12 protein-coding genes and 1 pseudogene are annotated in these 14,811 nt (G+C 58.2%); 2 read left to right on the forward strand and 11 right to left on the reverse strand.

The genetic code is table 11. The features are described 5' to 3' along the window. Positions 1-307 precede the first annotated feature (307 nt). From ABLU87_RS03175 to ABLU87_RS03210, 8 genes and pseudogenes are all read right to left on the reverse strand, one after another. Positions 308-1,531: an acyl-CoA dehydrogenase family protein gene (locus tag ABLU87_RS03175; protein WP_122117176.1), complete on the reverse strand. Its 1,224-nt coding sequence runs from the start codon at positions 1,529-1,531 to the stop codon at positions 308-310. A gap of 10 nt (positions 1,532-1,541) precedes the next feature. Continuing rightward, on the reverse strand, positions 1,542-2,963 hold the full coding sequence (locus tag ABLU87_RS03180; RefSeq protein WP_122117177.1) for an MFS transporter: 1,422 nt from the start codon (positions 2,961-2,963) through the stop codon (positions 1,542-1,544). A gap of 175 nt (positions 2,964-3,138) precedes the next feature. Next, complete coding sequence (locus tag ABLU87_RS03185) at positions 3,139-4,017, reverse strand: MetQ/NlpA family ABC transporter substrate-binding protein (RefSeq protein WP_014229036.1); 879 nt, start codon at positions 4,015-4,017, stop codon at positions 3,139-3,141. Beyond that, positions 4,014-4,712 (reverse strand): methionine ABC transporter permease, encoded by a 699-nt coding sequence (locus ABLU87_RS03190; RefSeq protein ID WP_122117178.1) that lies wholly within the window; start codon positions 4,710-4,712, stop codon positions 4,014-4,016. Before ABLU87_RS03190 ends, ABLU87_RS03185 begins: the two co-directional genes overlap by 4 nt. Next, positions 4,709-5,728, reverse strand: coding sequence for a methionine ABC transporter ATP-binding protein (locus ABLU87_RS03195; RefSeq protein WP_196942128.1), 1,020 nt, complete (start codon positions 5,726-5,728; stop codon positions 4,709-4,711). The genes ABLU87_RS03190 and ABLU87_RS03195 overlap by 4 nt, the downstream gene beginning before the upstream one ends. Further along, entirely contained in the window at positions 5,725-7,131 is a 1,407-nt protein-coding gene (locus ABLU87_RS03200; RefSeq protein ID WP_122117199.1) for an LLM class flavin-dependent oxidoreductase, read from the reverse strand. The genes ABLU87_RS03195 and ABLU87_RS03200 overlap by 4 nt, the downstream gene beginning before the upstream one ends. 143 nt (positions 7,132-7,274) lie before the next feature. Continuing rightward, positions 7,275-7,445: pseudogene (locus ABLU87_RS03205) on the reverse strand (FAD-dependent oxidoreductase); the annotation flags it as partial. A 484-nt stretch (positions 7,446-7,929) separates the two neighbouring features. Then, positions 7,930-9,546 (reverse strand): peptide ABC transporter substrate-binding protein, encoded by a 1,617-nt coding sequence (locus tag ABLU87_RS03210; RefSeq protein WP_064358851.1) that lies wholly within the window; start codon positions 9,544-9,546, stop codon positions 7,930-7,932. A 189-nt stretch (positions 9,547-9,735) separates the two neighbouring features. Between ABLU87_RS03210 and mpaA the strand changes: the two genes are divergently transcribed. Then, complete coding sequence (gene mpaA, locus ABLU87_RS03215; protein WP_004850230.1) at positions 9,736-10,449, forward strand: murein tripeptide amidase MpaA; 714 nt, start codon at positions 9,736-9,738, stop codon at positions 10,447-10,449. Here the strand turns inward: mpaA and ycjG are convergent. Then, positions 10,440-11,405, reverse strand: coding sequence for an L-Ala-D/L-Glu epimerase (gene ycjG, locus ABLU87_RS03220; protein ID WP_004850227.1), 966 nt, complete (start codon positions 11,403-11,405; stop codon positions 10,440-10,442). The two genes, mpaA and ycjG, sit on opposite strands and share 10 nt — an antisense overlap. A gap of 101 nt (positions 11,406-11,506) precedes the next feature. Between ycjG and tpx the strand changes: the two genes are divergently transcribed. Further along, positions 11,507-12,013 carry a thiol peroxidase gene (tpx, locus tag ABLU87_RS03225; protein ID WP_004850226.1) on the forward strand — a complete coding sequence of 169 codons (507 nt, stop codon included), beginning with the start codon at positions 11,507-11,509 and terminating at the stop codon, positions 12,011-12,013. 45 nt (positions 12,014-12,058) lie between these two features. Here the strand turns inward: tpx and ABLU87_RS03230 are convergent, their stop codons facing one another. Beyond that, positions 12,059-13,114, reverse strand: coding sequence for an AbrB family transcriptional regulator (locus ABLU87_RS03230; RefSeq protein WP_064377177.1), 1,056 nt, complete (start codon positions 13,112-13,114; stop codon positions 12,059-12,061). A 116-nt stretch (positions 13,115-13,230) separates the two neighbouring features. Then, complete coding sequence (gene tyrR, locus ABLU87_RS03235; protein WP_004850219.1) at positions 13,231-14,772, reverse strand: transcriptional regulator TyrR; 1,542 nt, start codon at positions 14,770-14,772, stop codon at positions 13,231-13,233. Between the last annotated feature and the right edge of the window lie 39 nt (positions 14,773-14,811).

Raw genomic sequence — 14,811 nt, forward strand, 5'->3', positions numbered from 1 at the left:
GCCGCATTTTCGGTAGCTATTTGTTGTTTAAGAGTCAGACCGTATTGCAAGATCTGCGAAAAAGGTCGCCGTCCTGCACCAGCGTCTCCAGCCCACCGCTGCCCTGATGTCGTTTTCCCTTACGTACAATGTTGATGAAAGAAGTGTAGCCCCGTTACTTTATCCGTACCCAATATACTGGGGTGTTAGCCAGCCAGACCCGGCACGATCGCTGCCCCCAGTCGTCCATGATCCGGGGGATGCTCCCCCGCTCAATCGTGATGGGGGTGCCAACGATCCTTACGGAGAGGCTCCTTCGCCGTGTTTCTCAGCCCTGTGATTTCTCGCCGTCGCCAATCTGCCAGATAAAGGTTGGCGCTTCGCCGTTAACCAGCCAGTTACCGATATTTCGCGCCTTATAAATCACCGGATTGTGCGATGCCACGGTGCGCGCGTTGCGCCAGTGCCGATCCAGGGCCTTACTCACTCGCGTATCCGACGCGCCGAGGGCGTTGAACAGCTCGGTGGCCGCACGCGGGATCCAGTCGCTGGCAATCACCTGCGCCTGCGCCGCTTCGACTTCAGCCAGGCGATTGCGCTGTTCAATGAGCGCTTCGTCGCCGCTGGCATGCGCAAGGTAGGCCTGATGCAACGATTCCGCCGCCTGCAATACCGCCGCCCGCGTCGCCCAACTCCAGCTACTGATTTGTCCCACAACCTGGAGTACCTGCGCATCGTCGCGCGGCACGGCGGCATTGCCGTGGCTGTACATCCGGGTCCGCTTTTTCACGCCTTCGGCGACGTCACGCTCAACCGCCAGGCCAATTCCCGCCAGCGTCGCCAGCAGGATATGCTGATAAAACGCGGTCTGATAACGAAAGCGCTGCGCAAAGTCGTAGACGTGCTCCTGCTCCACCTGCGCCTGTTTGAAGCGGGTCGTACCGCTGCCGGTCAGACGCTGACCGAAGCCGTCCCAGTCATCCTCGCGTTCAACGCCGGCCTGGCTCGTGCTGACCAGCGCAATCACATCGCCCTGGTTGTCGCTGCGCCGGGCGAAAACATCTATCCAGTCGGCAAACAGCGTACCTGTGCTATAGAATTTCTCACCGTCCAGCCGCCAGCCGCCTTCAACGGGCGTTACGCGGGTGAAAACCTCCCCCAGCCTGACCGCGCCGATTTCGGTCCAGCCGCTGCCCACCAGCTCGCCGTCGAGGAAGCGACGGAACCAGCGATCGCGCGCTGGCGAGTCAGGTTGATTGAGGCGGTCTTCAACGAAGGCGAAATGCGCCCGCAGCGCCTGCGGCAGGTTGGAGTCGGCCTGAGCCAGCTCAATAAGCAGCGCAATTAATTGCGGCAACGACGCGCCCCAGCCGCCCTTTTCCCGCGGAATGCGTACCGTGCCAAATCCGGCCTCTTTCAGCCAGCGGATCTGCTCATCGGGCAGGATGCGGTTTTGTTCGCGCGCCGCCGCCCCCTGCGCGATACGGGCAAAAATCGGTCGGAAGGTCGCCGCCAGCTGTTCATAGTCAGTGCCGGTAGAGAATAAAGTCATTTTCTGTTCCTCAATGGTGGCTGTCGTCAATGTCATATTGGGTAGGCTCATGGCGTACCGCGAGCAGGAAGAAAATTGGGATAATGGCGGCCAGCGATACGACCCAGAACATTTGCGTACCGAGCGATGCCTGCAGCAGCGGCAGCACAAACAGCGCCAGCGCGCTGCCAATACCGGAAAGTGCGCGGCTAAAGCCGACCCCGGTGGCGCGAATCGCGGTTGGGTATGAAAGCGCCGGATAGATCATCAACTGCGCGCCGGGACCAAAGCCCTCGGCAAACAGCCACAGCCCCAGCATCGCAATCGCCAGCGCTACACCCAGCGCGGCCTGCGGCTGCCCCACCAGCGCGAGGACGATCAGGGCGATAAACTGCAGTGCGAACCCGGCGATCGCGACGTGTCGCGACGGGTATTTCCATGCCAGGTGCATCCCCAGCAGCCCACCGGTAAAGGCGAACAGCGCATTGAGTCCCAGCGAGGCGGAGATGGTTTCGAACACGCCAGCGCCAAGGAATTGGGCGAGAATGGACGGCAGGAAAAAGGCGATCGCCGTATACTCAAATGAGATACAGACGTTCATCACCCCGGCGACAATAGTGCGTTCGCGGTACGGTTTTGCAAATAGCACGCGAAAGCTCACTTTAGGCGGTGGAGCAGGACGTTCTGGCGGTGCTTCGTGAGCGTTGATCCCGTAAGAGTCGCGCAGAATACGCACAGCCGAGGTCAAATCGCCCTGGTTGGCCGCCCATAACGGCGATTCATTCATGAATTTACTGCGCACGGCAATAATCAGCAGCGCCGGAACCGCGCCGAACAGCAGCGATGCGCGCCACAGCCAGTCCAGATGTTCTTTTGGCAACAGGAAATAGAGCCCAAAGATGATTAAAAAACAGACCGTCGAGGCGGCGTACCACATCGGACACCAGGCCGCGAGCCGCGCGGCCTTATTACCCTTCCCGCTAAAGCGGGAAAACTCGGCCAGATAAGACATGGCGACCGGGAGATCGATCCCGACGCCAATCCCCATCAGGAACCGCGCGCCGATTAATACCCAGATATTCGGCGCCAGTCCTGCCGCAATCGCCGATACCACAAAAAATAGCATATCGGCCATAAACACCGAATAACGGCCATATTTATCCGTCAGCCAGCCGCCGATTAAATTACCGATAATCGTGCCGACCATTATTGACGAGGTGACAATGCCGGTTAAAAGCGGCGAGAGCTGGAATTCCCGCACCACATCATCAATACCGTAAGAGAGCGTGGTTAAATCATAAGCGTCGAGGAATACACCGCCGAGCGCGAGGAATACAATCATCCGCGCATATTTACTCTGCTCCCTGCCGGAATTAATTAATCGCGCCACATCCCCGACGCTACTCACCGGTGCCGAAACGGCGCCAGCATTATCAACAGACAGAGTACTCATATTATTTACCTTATATAATTGTGCAGGTGACTCTGGTTATAAGCCGGGCTTTAGCATATTAAAAACAATAAATAATCATATAATTATCAATATATTCAATAAGTTAATAAATAATGACGCCAGTAACCGGGCGAGCAAATGCCCGTCCGGTTATTATCGTTTCATCAATGATGTCTTAGTTTGCTGAGACCGGAACCAGTACGTCTTTGACCAGCGGATCGTCAGTGGTCTTTAACCACGTCTGAATACGCGGATCGGAAAAAGCCTGTTTTAATTTGACAATATTCTCCTGCGATAAATACGGTGTACCGATGACTAATTGCGAGGCAAACGTTTTAGGCGCAGGCGGGAATAATATGCCTTTTTCTCGCGGGACTTTTCCGGCATCAAATTGTGAGACATAACCAATAGCGGCATCCACCGAATTCAGCGCACGCGGCATGGTTAATAAATCCAGCTCTTTAAAATTGAACTTGTGCGGGTTGCCGACAATATTTTTCAGTTTCGCCGTGCGCGGCTCAACCGCCGGATCGAGTGAGATTAACCCTATCCTTTGCAGCAACCATAATGCCTGCCCCTGGTTAGCGCCATCATCCGGTACGACGAGGGTCGCCCCGACGGGCAAATCCTGTACCGATTTATAGCGGTCGGAATAGATCCCGAAGGCCCACTGAAAAACCGGCACGGTCGTCGAAAGCGCAAAGCCGTTGGCGTCCACCACCTGCTTAAGCCACCACTGATGTTGATAGATAGTGCCGGCATACTGCCCCTCCGCCACGGCTCTGTCCGCCTGTACCGGATCCTGTACGCCCACCGCCTCCAGCTTCAGGCCATAATCGGGCGCAATATGCTGACTGATGTACTCAATAATTCGCTGCTCGCCCGCCATCGCCGGTTCGTAGTGAATTTTTAACGTCGTACCGAAAACGACCTGCGGCGCCTGCGCGTATCCGCGCCACCACCAGAACGCGACGGCCAGCGCCGCGATCGCTGCCAGCGCCGCCAGCCATGGCCAGCGGCGGGCTTTACGGAGTTCAAACTGTTCTGTTGTCATGAAGAAATCCCCTGAGTGTGGCGAAGCTTATTGACCAGACGGTCGCCAAAGAATTGAATGATCTGAATCGTGGCGATCAGCACGACAATGGTGGCGATCATGATGTGATTGTCGAAACGCTGATAGCCGTACACGACCGCCAGATAGCCGATTCCGCCCGCACCGATAGTGCCGGCAATCGCCGAATATTCGATCATCGACACCAGGTTAAGCGTGACCGCCGCCACCAGCGCAGGCAGCGCCTCGCTGAGCTGCGCGTGGCGGATTATCTGCCAGCGCGAACCGCCGCACACCAGCCCCACCGCGGTAACCTCCTCCGGGAGTTCGCGCAGGGCGTTTTCCACCAGACGGCCAAAAAATGGCACGCCAGCGGCAATCATCGGTACCACCGCGGCAGGGATGCCGATAGTGGTGCCCGTAAGCCAGAACGTAAACGGGATAATCGCCGCCATTAACACCAGAAAGGGCAGAGAGCGTCCCATGTTGACGCCCCAGTTAAGCACCTGGTAAAGCGCGGGATGCGGAAATAATCCTCGCGGCGAGGCGTTGAATAACACCACGCCCACCACGCCGCCAAGGGTCACCACAAACAGCATCACAATGGCAACCATCAGCCAGGTTTCCCCATAAGCAGGCAGCAGCAATGTATGGATTTCATGCCACGGCGTATCCTGGCTTATCACTGTCGGTTTCATACCGCCTCCTGTAGCTCGGGGGCGTGTGCAAGGATTTCCGCCGCAATGCCCAGCTGCGCTAAAAGCGCGATCGTTCGATCCACTGACAGTCGTTGTCCCTGAAATCGGACGCCGACCTGTAAACGCCCCGCCAGTTGACCGTTGATCACTTCCACATGGCCGCCGAGCAAATCTATCTGTAGCGCATGCTGGTGGCTCAGACGGCTGATCCAGTCAGTCGCCACCGGCACATCCCAGCGATAACTCAGGCGCAGCAGCAGATCGCAGTTAACAGCGATGGGCGACAGCGGCAATAGCTGCTGACCAAGCAGGGAATCCGGACGGGCCAGCAGCTCTTTCACCTGCCCGTACTGGACTATCGCGCCATCGCGGATTTCCGCCACCGCATCCGCCGCGGCGCGTACCGCATCCATTTCATGAGTAATCAGGACTATCGCCAGCCGGTACTCATCACGTAGCTGTCGGAGCAAACCCAGCACCGTGGCGGTCGCCTGGGGATCCAGCCCAGACGTGGCCTCGTCCGCCAGCAGTACCGACGGACGTAATGCCAGCGCGCGAGCGATACCAATGCGCTGACGCTGTCCGCCGGAAAGCTGGGACGGATAGGCCTCCGCTTTGTGACTCAGCCCTACGCTCTCCAGTAATTCACCGACCCGCGCCTTAATGTCGCGTTCCACCACGCCCAGATACTCCAGCGGCACCGCAATGTTTTGCCACGCCGTCTTGCGATTCAGCAGCGCTGAGGATTGAAAAACGGTACCGATCGCGCGCCGTTCACGCCGCAGCGCCTCCCCTGACAGTAATGACAAATCTTTGCCGTTAACCTTGATACTGCCGCTATCGGGGCGTTCCAGCAGGCTGATGCAGCGCGCCAGGGTCGATTTCCCCGCACCGCTCGGACCTACCACCGCAGTGATGGAGCTGGCGGGCACCCTGAGCGATAATCCCTTCAGAACCTCGCTGACGCGGCCATCCGCCGTGCGGTAGCGTTTATGCAGATTATCGATATCAATCATGCCGCCGTCTCCTTCGCCCCGACATCGTTTCGCACGCCGCGACGGTAGTCTGCCCCCGGATGCGGCGCGGTCAGGCGCGGCCCGGCGCCGAACAGTTTTTCGCGCAGCGTGCCTTGCCGGTAATCCTGCTTAAAGACGCCGCGTTTTTGCAGCTCTGGTATTAATAGCTCCACCACGTCGCGGAAGGTTTCATGCGTCACGGCGTAGGCCAGATTGAAGCCATCGACATCGGTTTCCTCGACCCAGGATTGCAGTTCATCGGCCACCGTTTCCGCACTGCCGACGAGCAGCGGGCCAAAGCCGCCGATGCCCACCCAGTCCGCCAGCGCTTCCACCGTCCATTGACGATTCGGGTCGGCGGTGGAAAACGCCTCAACCGCCGACTGAATGGCATTGGTATGCAGGTATTTCAGCACCTGGTCCGGCCGATACTGACTGAAGTCAATACCGGTCCAGCCGGAGATCAGCGCCAGCGCGCCCTCATAGCTAACGTATGATTTGTATTCCTGCCATTTGGCCTGCGCCTCGCGATCGGTTTCGCCCACGATCGCCGTTTGCAGATTGAAAATCAGAATGCTGCGCGGATCGCGCCCGGCTTCCGCGGCGCGACGACGAATATCCGCGACCGTCTTCTTCAACAGAACTTTCGACGGCGCAGCGACAAAAACGCACTCGGCATGCGTGGCGGCAAACTGTTTTCCGCGGCTGGAGGCCCCCGCCTGATAGAGAACCGGCGTGCGCTGCGGCGACGGCTCGCACAGATGGATGCCCGGAACGGAGAAAAAGTTGCCCTGATGGTTAATCGGATGGATTTTCTGCGGATCGCTAAAAATTCCCCGTTCACGATCGCGCAAAACCGCGCCGTCTTCCCAACTGCCTTCCAGCAGTTTATACACGACGTCGAGGTATTCATCGGCGTAGTCGTAGCGCGCATCATGGTCGGTCTGCGCCTGATACCCAATATTGCGGGCGCCGCTTTCCAGATACGAGGTAACAATATTCCAGCCCACCCGTCCTTTGGTCAGATGATCGAGCGTCGACAGCCGACGGGCAAATGGATAGGGATGCTCAAATGACAGCGATGCGGTCAGACCAAAGCCAAGGTGTTCCGTCACCAGCGCCATCGGGGTTATCAGCGCCAGCGGATCGTTTACCGGCACCTGCGTCGCCTGACGAATCGCCGCATCGCCGTTGCCGTTAAATACATCGTAAACGCCAAGCACATCGGCAATAAACAAGCCGTCAAATTTGCCGCGCTCCAGAAGGCGCGCCAGATCGACCCAATATTCCAGATCTTTATATTGCCAGGAGCGGTCGCGCGGATGGGCCCACAGGCCCGGCGACTGGTGACCGACACAGTTCATATCAAACGCGTTAAGGCGAATCTCTCGTTGCGATGGCATAGCGCTCTCCACGGTGTGTCCAGGTACTGGCACACGCTTATTAATGAAAAGGATAAAAGGGGAAAAAATCAGGACTCGGGACATCGGGCGGACAGGCTGAAACCCAGCGTCGCCAGCGTTTCTCCGGCAATGGCGGCAGCACGATCGGCCACCTGTGGCGCTTTCCGATAACGATACACATCCCAGTAGCTACGCAGATGATGCAGGAAGCGCTGGCGCAGCGTTCCCTGCCGATAGTCGCCAGGCCATTCCTCGCTTTCTCCGCTAAGGTTGCTCTGCGAGAGCAATCTACGGCGAGAGAACGCCAATATGTTGATATTATCGTCAGCTTTCTGCGTCATTATCCATTTCCTATATAACCATATTCGATATTTATCGAAGACTTATTTTAATTTTGTTATATGGGTGTTAGCGATAATCATGCCAAAGGCTGCGCATTATTTAATTCATGTTAATCAATGGTTTTAAAAAATAGGCTTGCGCAAGAGCTGTTGCGAATGCGCCAACTGATGCACACAGCCTGTTGTATTAGCAACAGCCGGGCAAGGCGTGCCTCTGGTTGCTGGTGCCAGTACTATTACGTTGCGACGCCTGCAACGCGTGCGAGCTAGAGTTGTTCACTGAGTTGACGGCACTGCTTTAATCCTGAACGAATAACAGCATCGGAAAGTGGGAGTTTGGGGCTGAAACGACCTGGATGAAGATACTCAGAATGCGAAAGGAGACACTGGCGCTGTAAGCCGCGCCAGTTGTGGGTTTAGCGATGGTTGTCTGATGTTAGCAGGAGGTCAGTACGCATCAGTGCTTCACGATATACATTGTGCGGCTATAGGCCACGTCCTCCGGATTGGCTATCGGATACCCTTTCAGCCACGGTTTAATCAGACGCCCGTTGGTGTACTGATAAATCGGCGCGATGGGCGCTTTCGCCATAATGATTTTTTCCGCCGCGTTGTAATCGTCATTGCGCGCCTTTTCCGATGTTTCCAGCGCCGCCTGGGTCAGAATTTTGTCGTAGGCCGGATCGTTGAAACGGGAGATATTACCGCTGTGGGCCGAGGTGAGCAGCGACAGGAACGTCGACGGCTCGTTGTAATCCCCGACCCATGAGGCGCGAATCACATCGAAGTTGCCGGTATTGCGGCTGTCGATATAGGTTTTCCACTCCTGATTTTGCAGCTTCACGTCGACGCCCAGATTTTTCTTCCACATGGAAGCTACCGCAATCGCGATTTTCTGGTGGTTCTCCGAGGTGTTGTACAGCAGCGTCAGCTTCAGCGGACGGTTCGGACCGTAGCCCGCCGCCTGCAGCAGCGCTTTGGCCTGGGCATTCAGCTCGGCCTGGCTCATGCTCTCGATTTGCGTCGGCTGCGGGGTAAAACCTGCGGTCACGTCCGGGGTGAAGCGCCAGGCCGGTTTCTCGCCGGTACCCAGAATTTTCTCCGCCATCAGACGGCGATCGATAGTCATGCTGAGCGCCAGGCGGACGCGCTCATCGGCGGTTGGCCCTTTCTGCGTGTTAAACGCGTAATAATAAGTGCCCAGCTGCGGCGGGGTATAGACCTGCCCCGGAATATCCTTCAGCAGCTTCTGGTACAGATTTTTCGGGAACGACTCGGTGATATCGATATCGCCGGCCAGATAGCGTTTGGTGGCCGCCGATTCCTGGTTAATGGGCGTAAATGTGACCTGCTGGATCACCGTTTTGCCGTTATCCCAGTAGTGCGTATTGGGAACCACCACCAGCTTTTCATTCACCACGCGATCTTTTAAGACATACGCGCCGTTGCCAATCAGGCTTCCCGGACGCGTCCAGTTGTCGCCGCTCTCCACGTTAGCCTTCTGCACCGGATAGAAAGCAAAGCTCGCCGTCAGATTGCTGAACCACGGCAGCGGTTTATCCAGCTGCACGCGCAAGGTACGCGCGTCCACGGCGGTGACGCCGAGGGTATCCGGCGCAGCTTTACCATCAATAATATTTTGCGCATTGGCGATTCCGGCCAGCGCAGCAAACCAGGCAAACGGGGAGGTGGTTTTAGGATCAACCAGCCGCCGCCAGCTATAGACGAAATCCTCCGCCGTTACCGGCGTTCCGTCGGACCAGCGGGCGTTATCGCGCAGGGTAAATGTCCAGACGCGATTATCATTGCTCTGCCAGCGAGTCGCCACGCCTGGAATCAGATTGCCTTTCTCGTCCTGATTGACTAAACCTTCAAAAAGATCGCGGATAACCTGAATTTCAGGCAGACCGACGGCTTTGGCGGGATCTAAGGAGGCGGGTTCATCTTTAATGTGCCGCACCAGCACCTGTTTTTCGGCTAATACGGTGCCCGGCGGGACATCGGCCGCCCAGGCAAGAGAAGAGACGCTGGCTAACCACAGCGCGCCGCATGTCAATGTGACAGGATACTTCATAAGATCCCCTTTAAAATAAAAAAACCAGAGCTGGCAGTGCGATAATTATTTGTTTCATCACCTGAAATTGCAAACGGCTTGTGAAAGAAAGTTGACATATATGCTGATTTCGTCCTCGCTGGAAACTATTTGATTCCGGGACGGTTTTACACAACACTGCTGAAAAATAACCTGACAACAGGATGCCCTATGCCCGTTTCTCGTCCTCGCCCTCAGCGCGGTGATTTTCCGCCCGGCACACAACGCTATGGCCAGTCTCACCTCGGCGCGCCGCTGCTGTGGTTCCCTGCACCGCTGGCCGATAGCCGCAGCGGCCTGATCCTTGCCGGTACCCACGGCGATGAAAACGCATCGATTGTCACCCTCTCCTGCGCGCTACGTACGCTCAAACCCGAGCTGCGCCGCCATCATGTCGTGCTGGCGGTCAACCCGGACGGTTGCCAGCTGGGGCTGCGCGCCAACGCGCGCGGCATCGACCTGAACCGGAATTTTCCGGCGGCAAACTGGAAAGAAGGCGAAACGGTCTATCGCTGGAACAGCGCGGCGGAACAGCGCGATGTGGTTCTGCTCACCGGCGAAAAACCCGGTTCAGAACCGGAAACCCAGGCGCTGTGCCAGCTGATCCACCAGATCCATCCCGCATGGGTGGTTTCGTTTCACGATCCGCTGGCCTGTATTGAAGACCCCGGCCACAGCGCGCTGGGGCAGTGGCTTGCCGGGGCGTTCAGCCTGCCGCTGGTAGGCAGCGTCGGCTATGAAACGCCCGGCTCCTTTGGCAGCTGGTGCGCGGATATCGGCCTGCCCTGCATCACCGCCGAATTCCCGCCGATATCCGCCGACGAGGCGACGGATAAATACCTTCAGGCGATGACGGACCTGCTGCACTGGCATCCTCAAAGATGAAGCACGCCGGTGCTGAAATGCAGCGCCGGCTCAACGTCCACCGCCAGCCAGGTCGGGCCATCGAGGTCGGCAAATCGGGCCAGCGGCGCCAGCGGCAGCGCCGCGCTGATGGCTCTTGAGGTACACAGCATGCAGCCCAGCATCCGCGCAAATCCCAGGCGCTCCGCCTCCTCAGCCAATAGCAGCGCTTCGGTCAGACCGCCGGTCTTATCCAGTTTGATATTGACCATCTCATAGCGGCCGCGCAGCGCCGCCAGGCTGTCGCGCGTATGACAGCTCTCATCGGCGCAAATGGGCAGCGGGTGGATAAAATTCTCCAGCGCTTCATCGGCCCCAGCCGGAAGCGGCTGTTCCAGCATCGCCACGCCAATATCCGCCAGCAGCTGACAGCGCTCGGCCAGGCCATCGCTGCGCCAGGCTTCGTTGGCATCCACGATGAGCGTTGCCTGCGGAACCGCTTCACGAATGGCAATCAACCGCTCGCTAATCAGATGATCGTCGAGCTTCACTTTCAGCAACGTGGCCCCTTTTTCCCACAGCGCCGCCGCGCTCGCCGCCATCTGGTCCGGCGTGCCGATAACCACCGTTTGCGCCGTAACCACCCGGTTGGGCAGCGTCACGCCCAACAGCTGCGCGATGCTCTTACCCGCGCTGCGCGCCTGACAGTCCCAGAGCGCGCAGTCCACGGCGTTACGCGCGGCCCCGGGGGGCAGCAGGTGCTGAATCTGCTCACGAGAGACGCCGCGTTCAATCTGTTCGCCAATCGCCATAATCTGCGCCATCACCGAGGCTATACTCTCTCCGTAACGAGGATAGGGCGTGCACTCACCTGTCCCCTTGACGCCATTCTCTTCAATCTCCACCACCACGACTTTTGCCTCGCTGCGGCTGCCGCGGGCGATCACAAACGGAGTATGTAACGGCCAGGCTTCTTCATAGACTCGCAGATTTCGCATTCCCTGAACCTCGCAGGTAAGTATTAAAAGGATTTGCCGTGCTGATGACGGATGTCATACACTAGCCGCGACGTTAACTATATGTAAACAGGAAGATAACCATGTCACAAACCGTGCATTTCCAGGGCAACCCCGTTTCTGTTCAAGGCACCATTCCGCAGGCAGGCGCTAAAGCGCAGCCGTTTACGCTGGTGGCCAAAGATCTCTCTGACGTCGCGCTGAGCCAGTTCGCCGGCTCCCGTAAAGTGCTGAACATTTTCCCAAGCATCGATACCGGCGTTTGCGCGGCATCGGTACGTAAATTTAACCAGCTGGCGTCTGAACTGGACAACACCGTCGTGCTGTGCATTTCCGCTGACCTGCCGTTCGCGCAGTCTCGCTTCTGCGGCGCTGAAGGCCTGAACAACGTTGTCACTCTGTCTACCCTGCGCGGCGCGCAGTTCCTGGCCGACTACGGCGTCGCTATCTCCGCGGGCCCGCTCGCCGGTCTGGCGGCGCGTGCTGTGGTCGTCATTGATGAAAATGACCAGGTTGTTTACAGCCAGCTGGTGAATGAAATCACCGAAGAGCCGGACTACGACGCAGCCCTGGCCGCGCTGAAAGCGTAATATCCCCGCCAGGTAATATAAGCCCTCGTTAAACGGGGGCTTTTTTTATTGCCGCGCCGCATAGCGGGAGATGAAGCGCGCAATCGCCGGGCCGGTCAATAAGATGGTGAACAGGCGCAGCGTCTGCATTGCCATAATAAACGACATATCCGCCCGCGTACCGGCGGCGATAATCGCCACCGTGTCCAGTCCGCCCGGACTGGTTGCCAGATAGGCGGTCATAAAGTCCAGCGGCAAAATCTGCGTCAGCCCATAAGCCATCAGCGCGCACAGCAGGATCAGGCCGATAATCGATGCCAGGATCTGCGGCAGGGTTTTCAGCGCCAGCAGGAAAATCTGTTTATTAAACTTTAGACCAACGCTCCAGCCGACGGCGGCATAGGCCAGCGCCAGCAGCCATTCGGGAAGTTCGAGCAGCAGCCAGCCTTCTCCCTGCACCAGCGCGCCAATCAGCATCGGGAAGAGCATCGCCCCGGAAGGAAAGCGCAGCCGCAGCCCAAGCCACCCCGCCGCCGCCGTCAACAGAAGCGTAAGCGGCAGCTGCCGGCTGATCGGCGGAAACCAGGCGACCTGCTGAGTCATCTCCTGCGCTTCACCGCCGAGCGCGACGCGCACCACCAGCGCCGCGGCGCCGGCAACAAACAGCACCCGCAGATACTGCATCAGCGCGACCAGCCGGACATCGGCGCCGTACTCCTGGGCCATAATCACCATCGCCGAGGCGCCGCCCGGCGAACTCCCCCACGCCCCGGTGGCGCCGGGCAGGTCGCTGTAGCGCACCAGCAGCCATCCCGCCAGCGCGCTGATAGCGAGCGTGGAAAAGAGAATCAGCAGCACCAGCGCCCAGTTTGCCAGCAGAACGCCGAAAATGGAGGGCGTCAGGCTGCGGGCAATCATGCAGCCGATAATCGCCTGGGCGGCAATAAAAAAGGGACGGGGTACGCGAATTGCCGCACCGCGCAGGCTCAGGGTGATGCCGGCAATCATCGGCCCCAGCAGCAGCGCGGCGGGAAGGTGAAACCAGAACAGCACAAAAGAGATCGCGCTGGAGAGCGCCAGCAGTTTCATCCATTGAAAAAAATGACTACGCCAGATCCACATGCGTATGCCTGCCATAAAGAGGGTAAAAACGCAGTATATACCGATTCATTTGACGCCAGCCCCCCTCCCTTTTCTGGAAATGCCGGCCGGCGGCGCAGGCAGCCGGCCGACGGGCATTACTCATCGCCCTTTTTCTGGCTCAGGCCATATTCACGCAGCTTGTTGGCGATGGCGGTATGCGAGACGCCAAGACGCTTGGCCAGCTTACGCGTGCTGGGGAAGCTGCGATAAAGCTGGGTGAGCACCGAGCGTTCGAAACGGCGGGTAATATCATCCAGCGAGCCTTCCATCGCTTCTTCGCCTACCGCCAGCGAGGAGACGTCATGATCCGGCAGCAGAATATCCTGAGGGCGCAGCTCGAAACCGTCCAGCTGCGTCAGCGCGCGATAGATCGCATTTTTGAGCTGGCGCACGTTGCCCGGCCAGCTGTAGCGCATCAAAACGCTGTTCAAATCAGCGGAGAGTTTCGGCCGCGGGATGCCCTGCTCATCGGCAAAACGCGCCACGAACAGCTCGGTCAGCGGCATGATGTCCTGCGGGCAATCGCGCAGCGGCGGCAGATACAGGGTCAGGACGTTAAGACGATAGTAGAGGTCCTCGCGGAACAGCCCTTTTTGCACCAGCTCCACCAGGTTTTTCTGGGTAGCGCAGATCACCCGGACATCAACGTGGACTTCATGATCTTCACCAACGCGGCGGAAAGTTCCATCGTTGAGGAAACGCAGCAGCTTGGTCTGCATGCGCGGCGACATTTCGCCAATTTCATCCAGCAAAACCGAGCCGCCGTTAGCCTGCTCGAAGAAGCCTTTCTTACCCTGAACGGCGTCGCCGAACAGCTCGCTTTCCACCGCGTCTTCCGGGATGGAGCCGCAGTTCAGCGCCAGATAAGGTTTCCCCGCGCGCGGGCTGGCCAGATGGCAGGCGTGGGCCAGCAAATCTTTCCCTGTGCCGGTATCACCGACGATCAGCAGCGGCGCGCTGAGCATGGCCAGCTTACGGGCCTGCTCGACAACGTGGCGCATTTTCGGGCCTACGGCGAGGATCTGGCTAAAGGCGCTGGTGTCCTGAATGGTCATCGTTTGCAGCTGGCGCCCCATACGGACCGTTGAACGCAGCATCGCTACCGCGCCGGTCAGTACCTTCTCGCCGTGTTCGCCTTCGAGATAAACCGGGGTGATCTCCAGCAGGAAGTTCTGCCCGTTGACCACCACGTGCTCGGCGTGGGACTCCTGCGGACTGTTTTCCAGCCAGCGCTGGACGTTAAAATCGGTAATCAGCTGCGCGACCGGGTGGCTGCGTAGCTTCTCCTGGCTCTGGCCAAACAGCTGGCAGCTGGCCGGGTTAGCCAGTTCGACTTTTCCTTTGGTGTCGAGAGACAGCACCGGCTCAGGCATCGCCACCAGCAGCGCGCTGAGCGCCAGATGTTCGCGCTCTGACGGCATCCACGCCACGGTGCGCACGTCGGTGACGCCGGCGATACGACGAATTTCCGCCATCAGGCTGCTGAAGCTGGCGAAATCCAGCTCGGCGAAGTTGAGATAAATTCGGCCGATAGGGTCAATATCGATGCCCCGCAGGTCGATACCGCGCAGCACCAGTAAATCGAGCAATTCACGAGTCAGACCAAGACGGTCTTCACAAAAGACTTCAAGACGCATAGGCGTTTTCACCCTAAAGAGGCCAATAACCGATGAATG

The organism is Klebsiella sp. CB_Kp196, from assembly GCF_040061575.1.
GTDB classification, from domain to species: Bacteria; Pseudomonadota; Gammaproteobacteria; order Enterobacterales; family Enterobacteriaceae; genus Klebsiella; species Klebsiella michiganensis.

Excerpts from the sequence above, each read along its gene's own strand:
- ABLU87_RS03175 (WP_122117176.1), bottom strand. The coding sequence starts at position 1,531 with ATGACTTTATTCTCTACCGGCACTGACTATGAACAGCTGGCGGCGACC.
- ABLU87_RS03180 (WP_122117177.1), bottom strand. The coding sequence starts at position 2,963 with ATGAGTACTCTGTCTGTTGATAATGCTGGCGCCGTTTCGGCACCGGTG.
- ABLU87_RS03185 (WP_014229036.1), bottom strand. The coding sequence starts at position 4,017 with ATGACAACAGAACAGTTTGAACTCCGTAAAGCCCGCCGCTGGCCATGG.
- ABLU87_RS03190 (WP_122117178.1), bottom strand. The coding sequence starts at position 4,712 with ATGAAACCGACAGTGATAAGCCAGGATACGCCGTGGCATGAAATCCAT.
- ABLU87_RS03195 (WP_196942128.1), bottom strand. The coding sequence starts at position 5,728 with ATGATTGATATCGATAATCTGCATAAACGCTACCGCACGGCGGATGGC.
- ABLU87_RS03200 (WP_122117199.1), bottom strand. The coding sequence starts at position 7,131 with ATGCCATCGCAACGAGAGATTCGCCTTAACGCGTTTGATATGAACTGT.
- ABLU87_RS03210 (WP_064358851.1), bottom strand. The coding sequence starts at position 9,546 with ATGAAGTATCCTGTCACATTGACATGCGGCGCGCTGTGGTTAGCCAGC.
- mpaA (WP_004850230.1), top strand. The coding sequence starts at position 9,736 with ATGCCCGTTTCTCGTCCTCGCCCTCAGCGCGGTGATTTTCCGCCCGGC.
- ycjG (WP_004850227.1), bottom strand. The coding sequence starts at position 11,405 with ATGCGAAATCTGCGAGTCTATGAAGAAGCCTGGCCGTTACATACTCCG.
- tpx (WP_004850226.1), top strand. The coding sequence starts at position 11,507 with ATGTCACAAACCGTGCATTTCCAGGGCAACCCCGTTTCTGTTCAAGGC.
- ABLU87_RS03230 (WP_064377177.1), bottom strand. The coding sequence starts at position 13,114 with ATGTGGATCTGGCGTAGTCATTTTTTTCAATGGATGAAACTGCTGGCG.
- tyrR (WP_004850219.1), bottom strand. The coding sequence starts at position 14,772 with ATGCGTCTTGAAGTCTTTTGTGAAGACCGTCTTGGTCTGACTCGTGAA.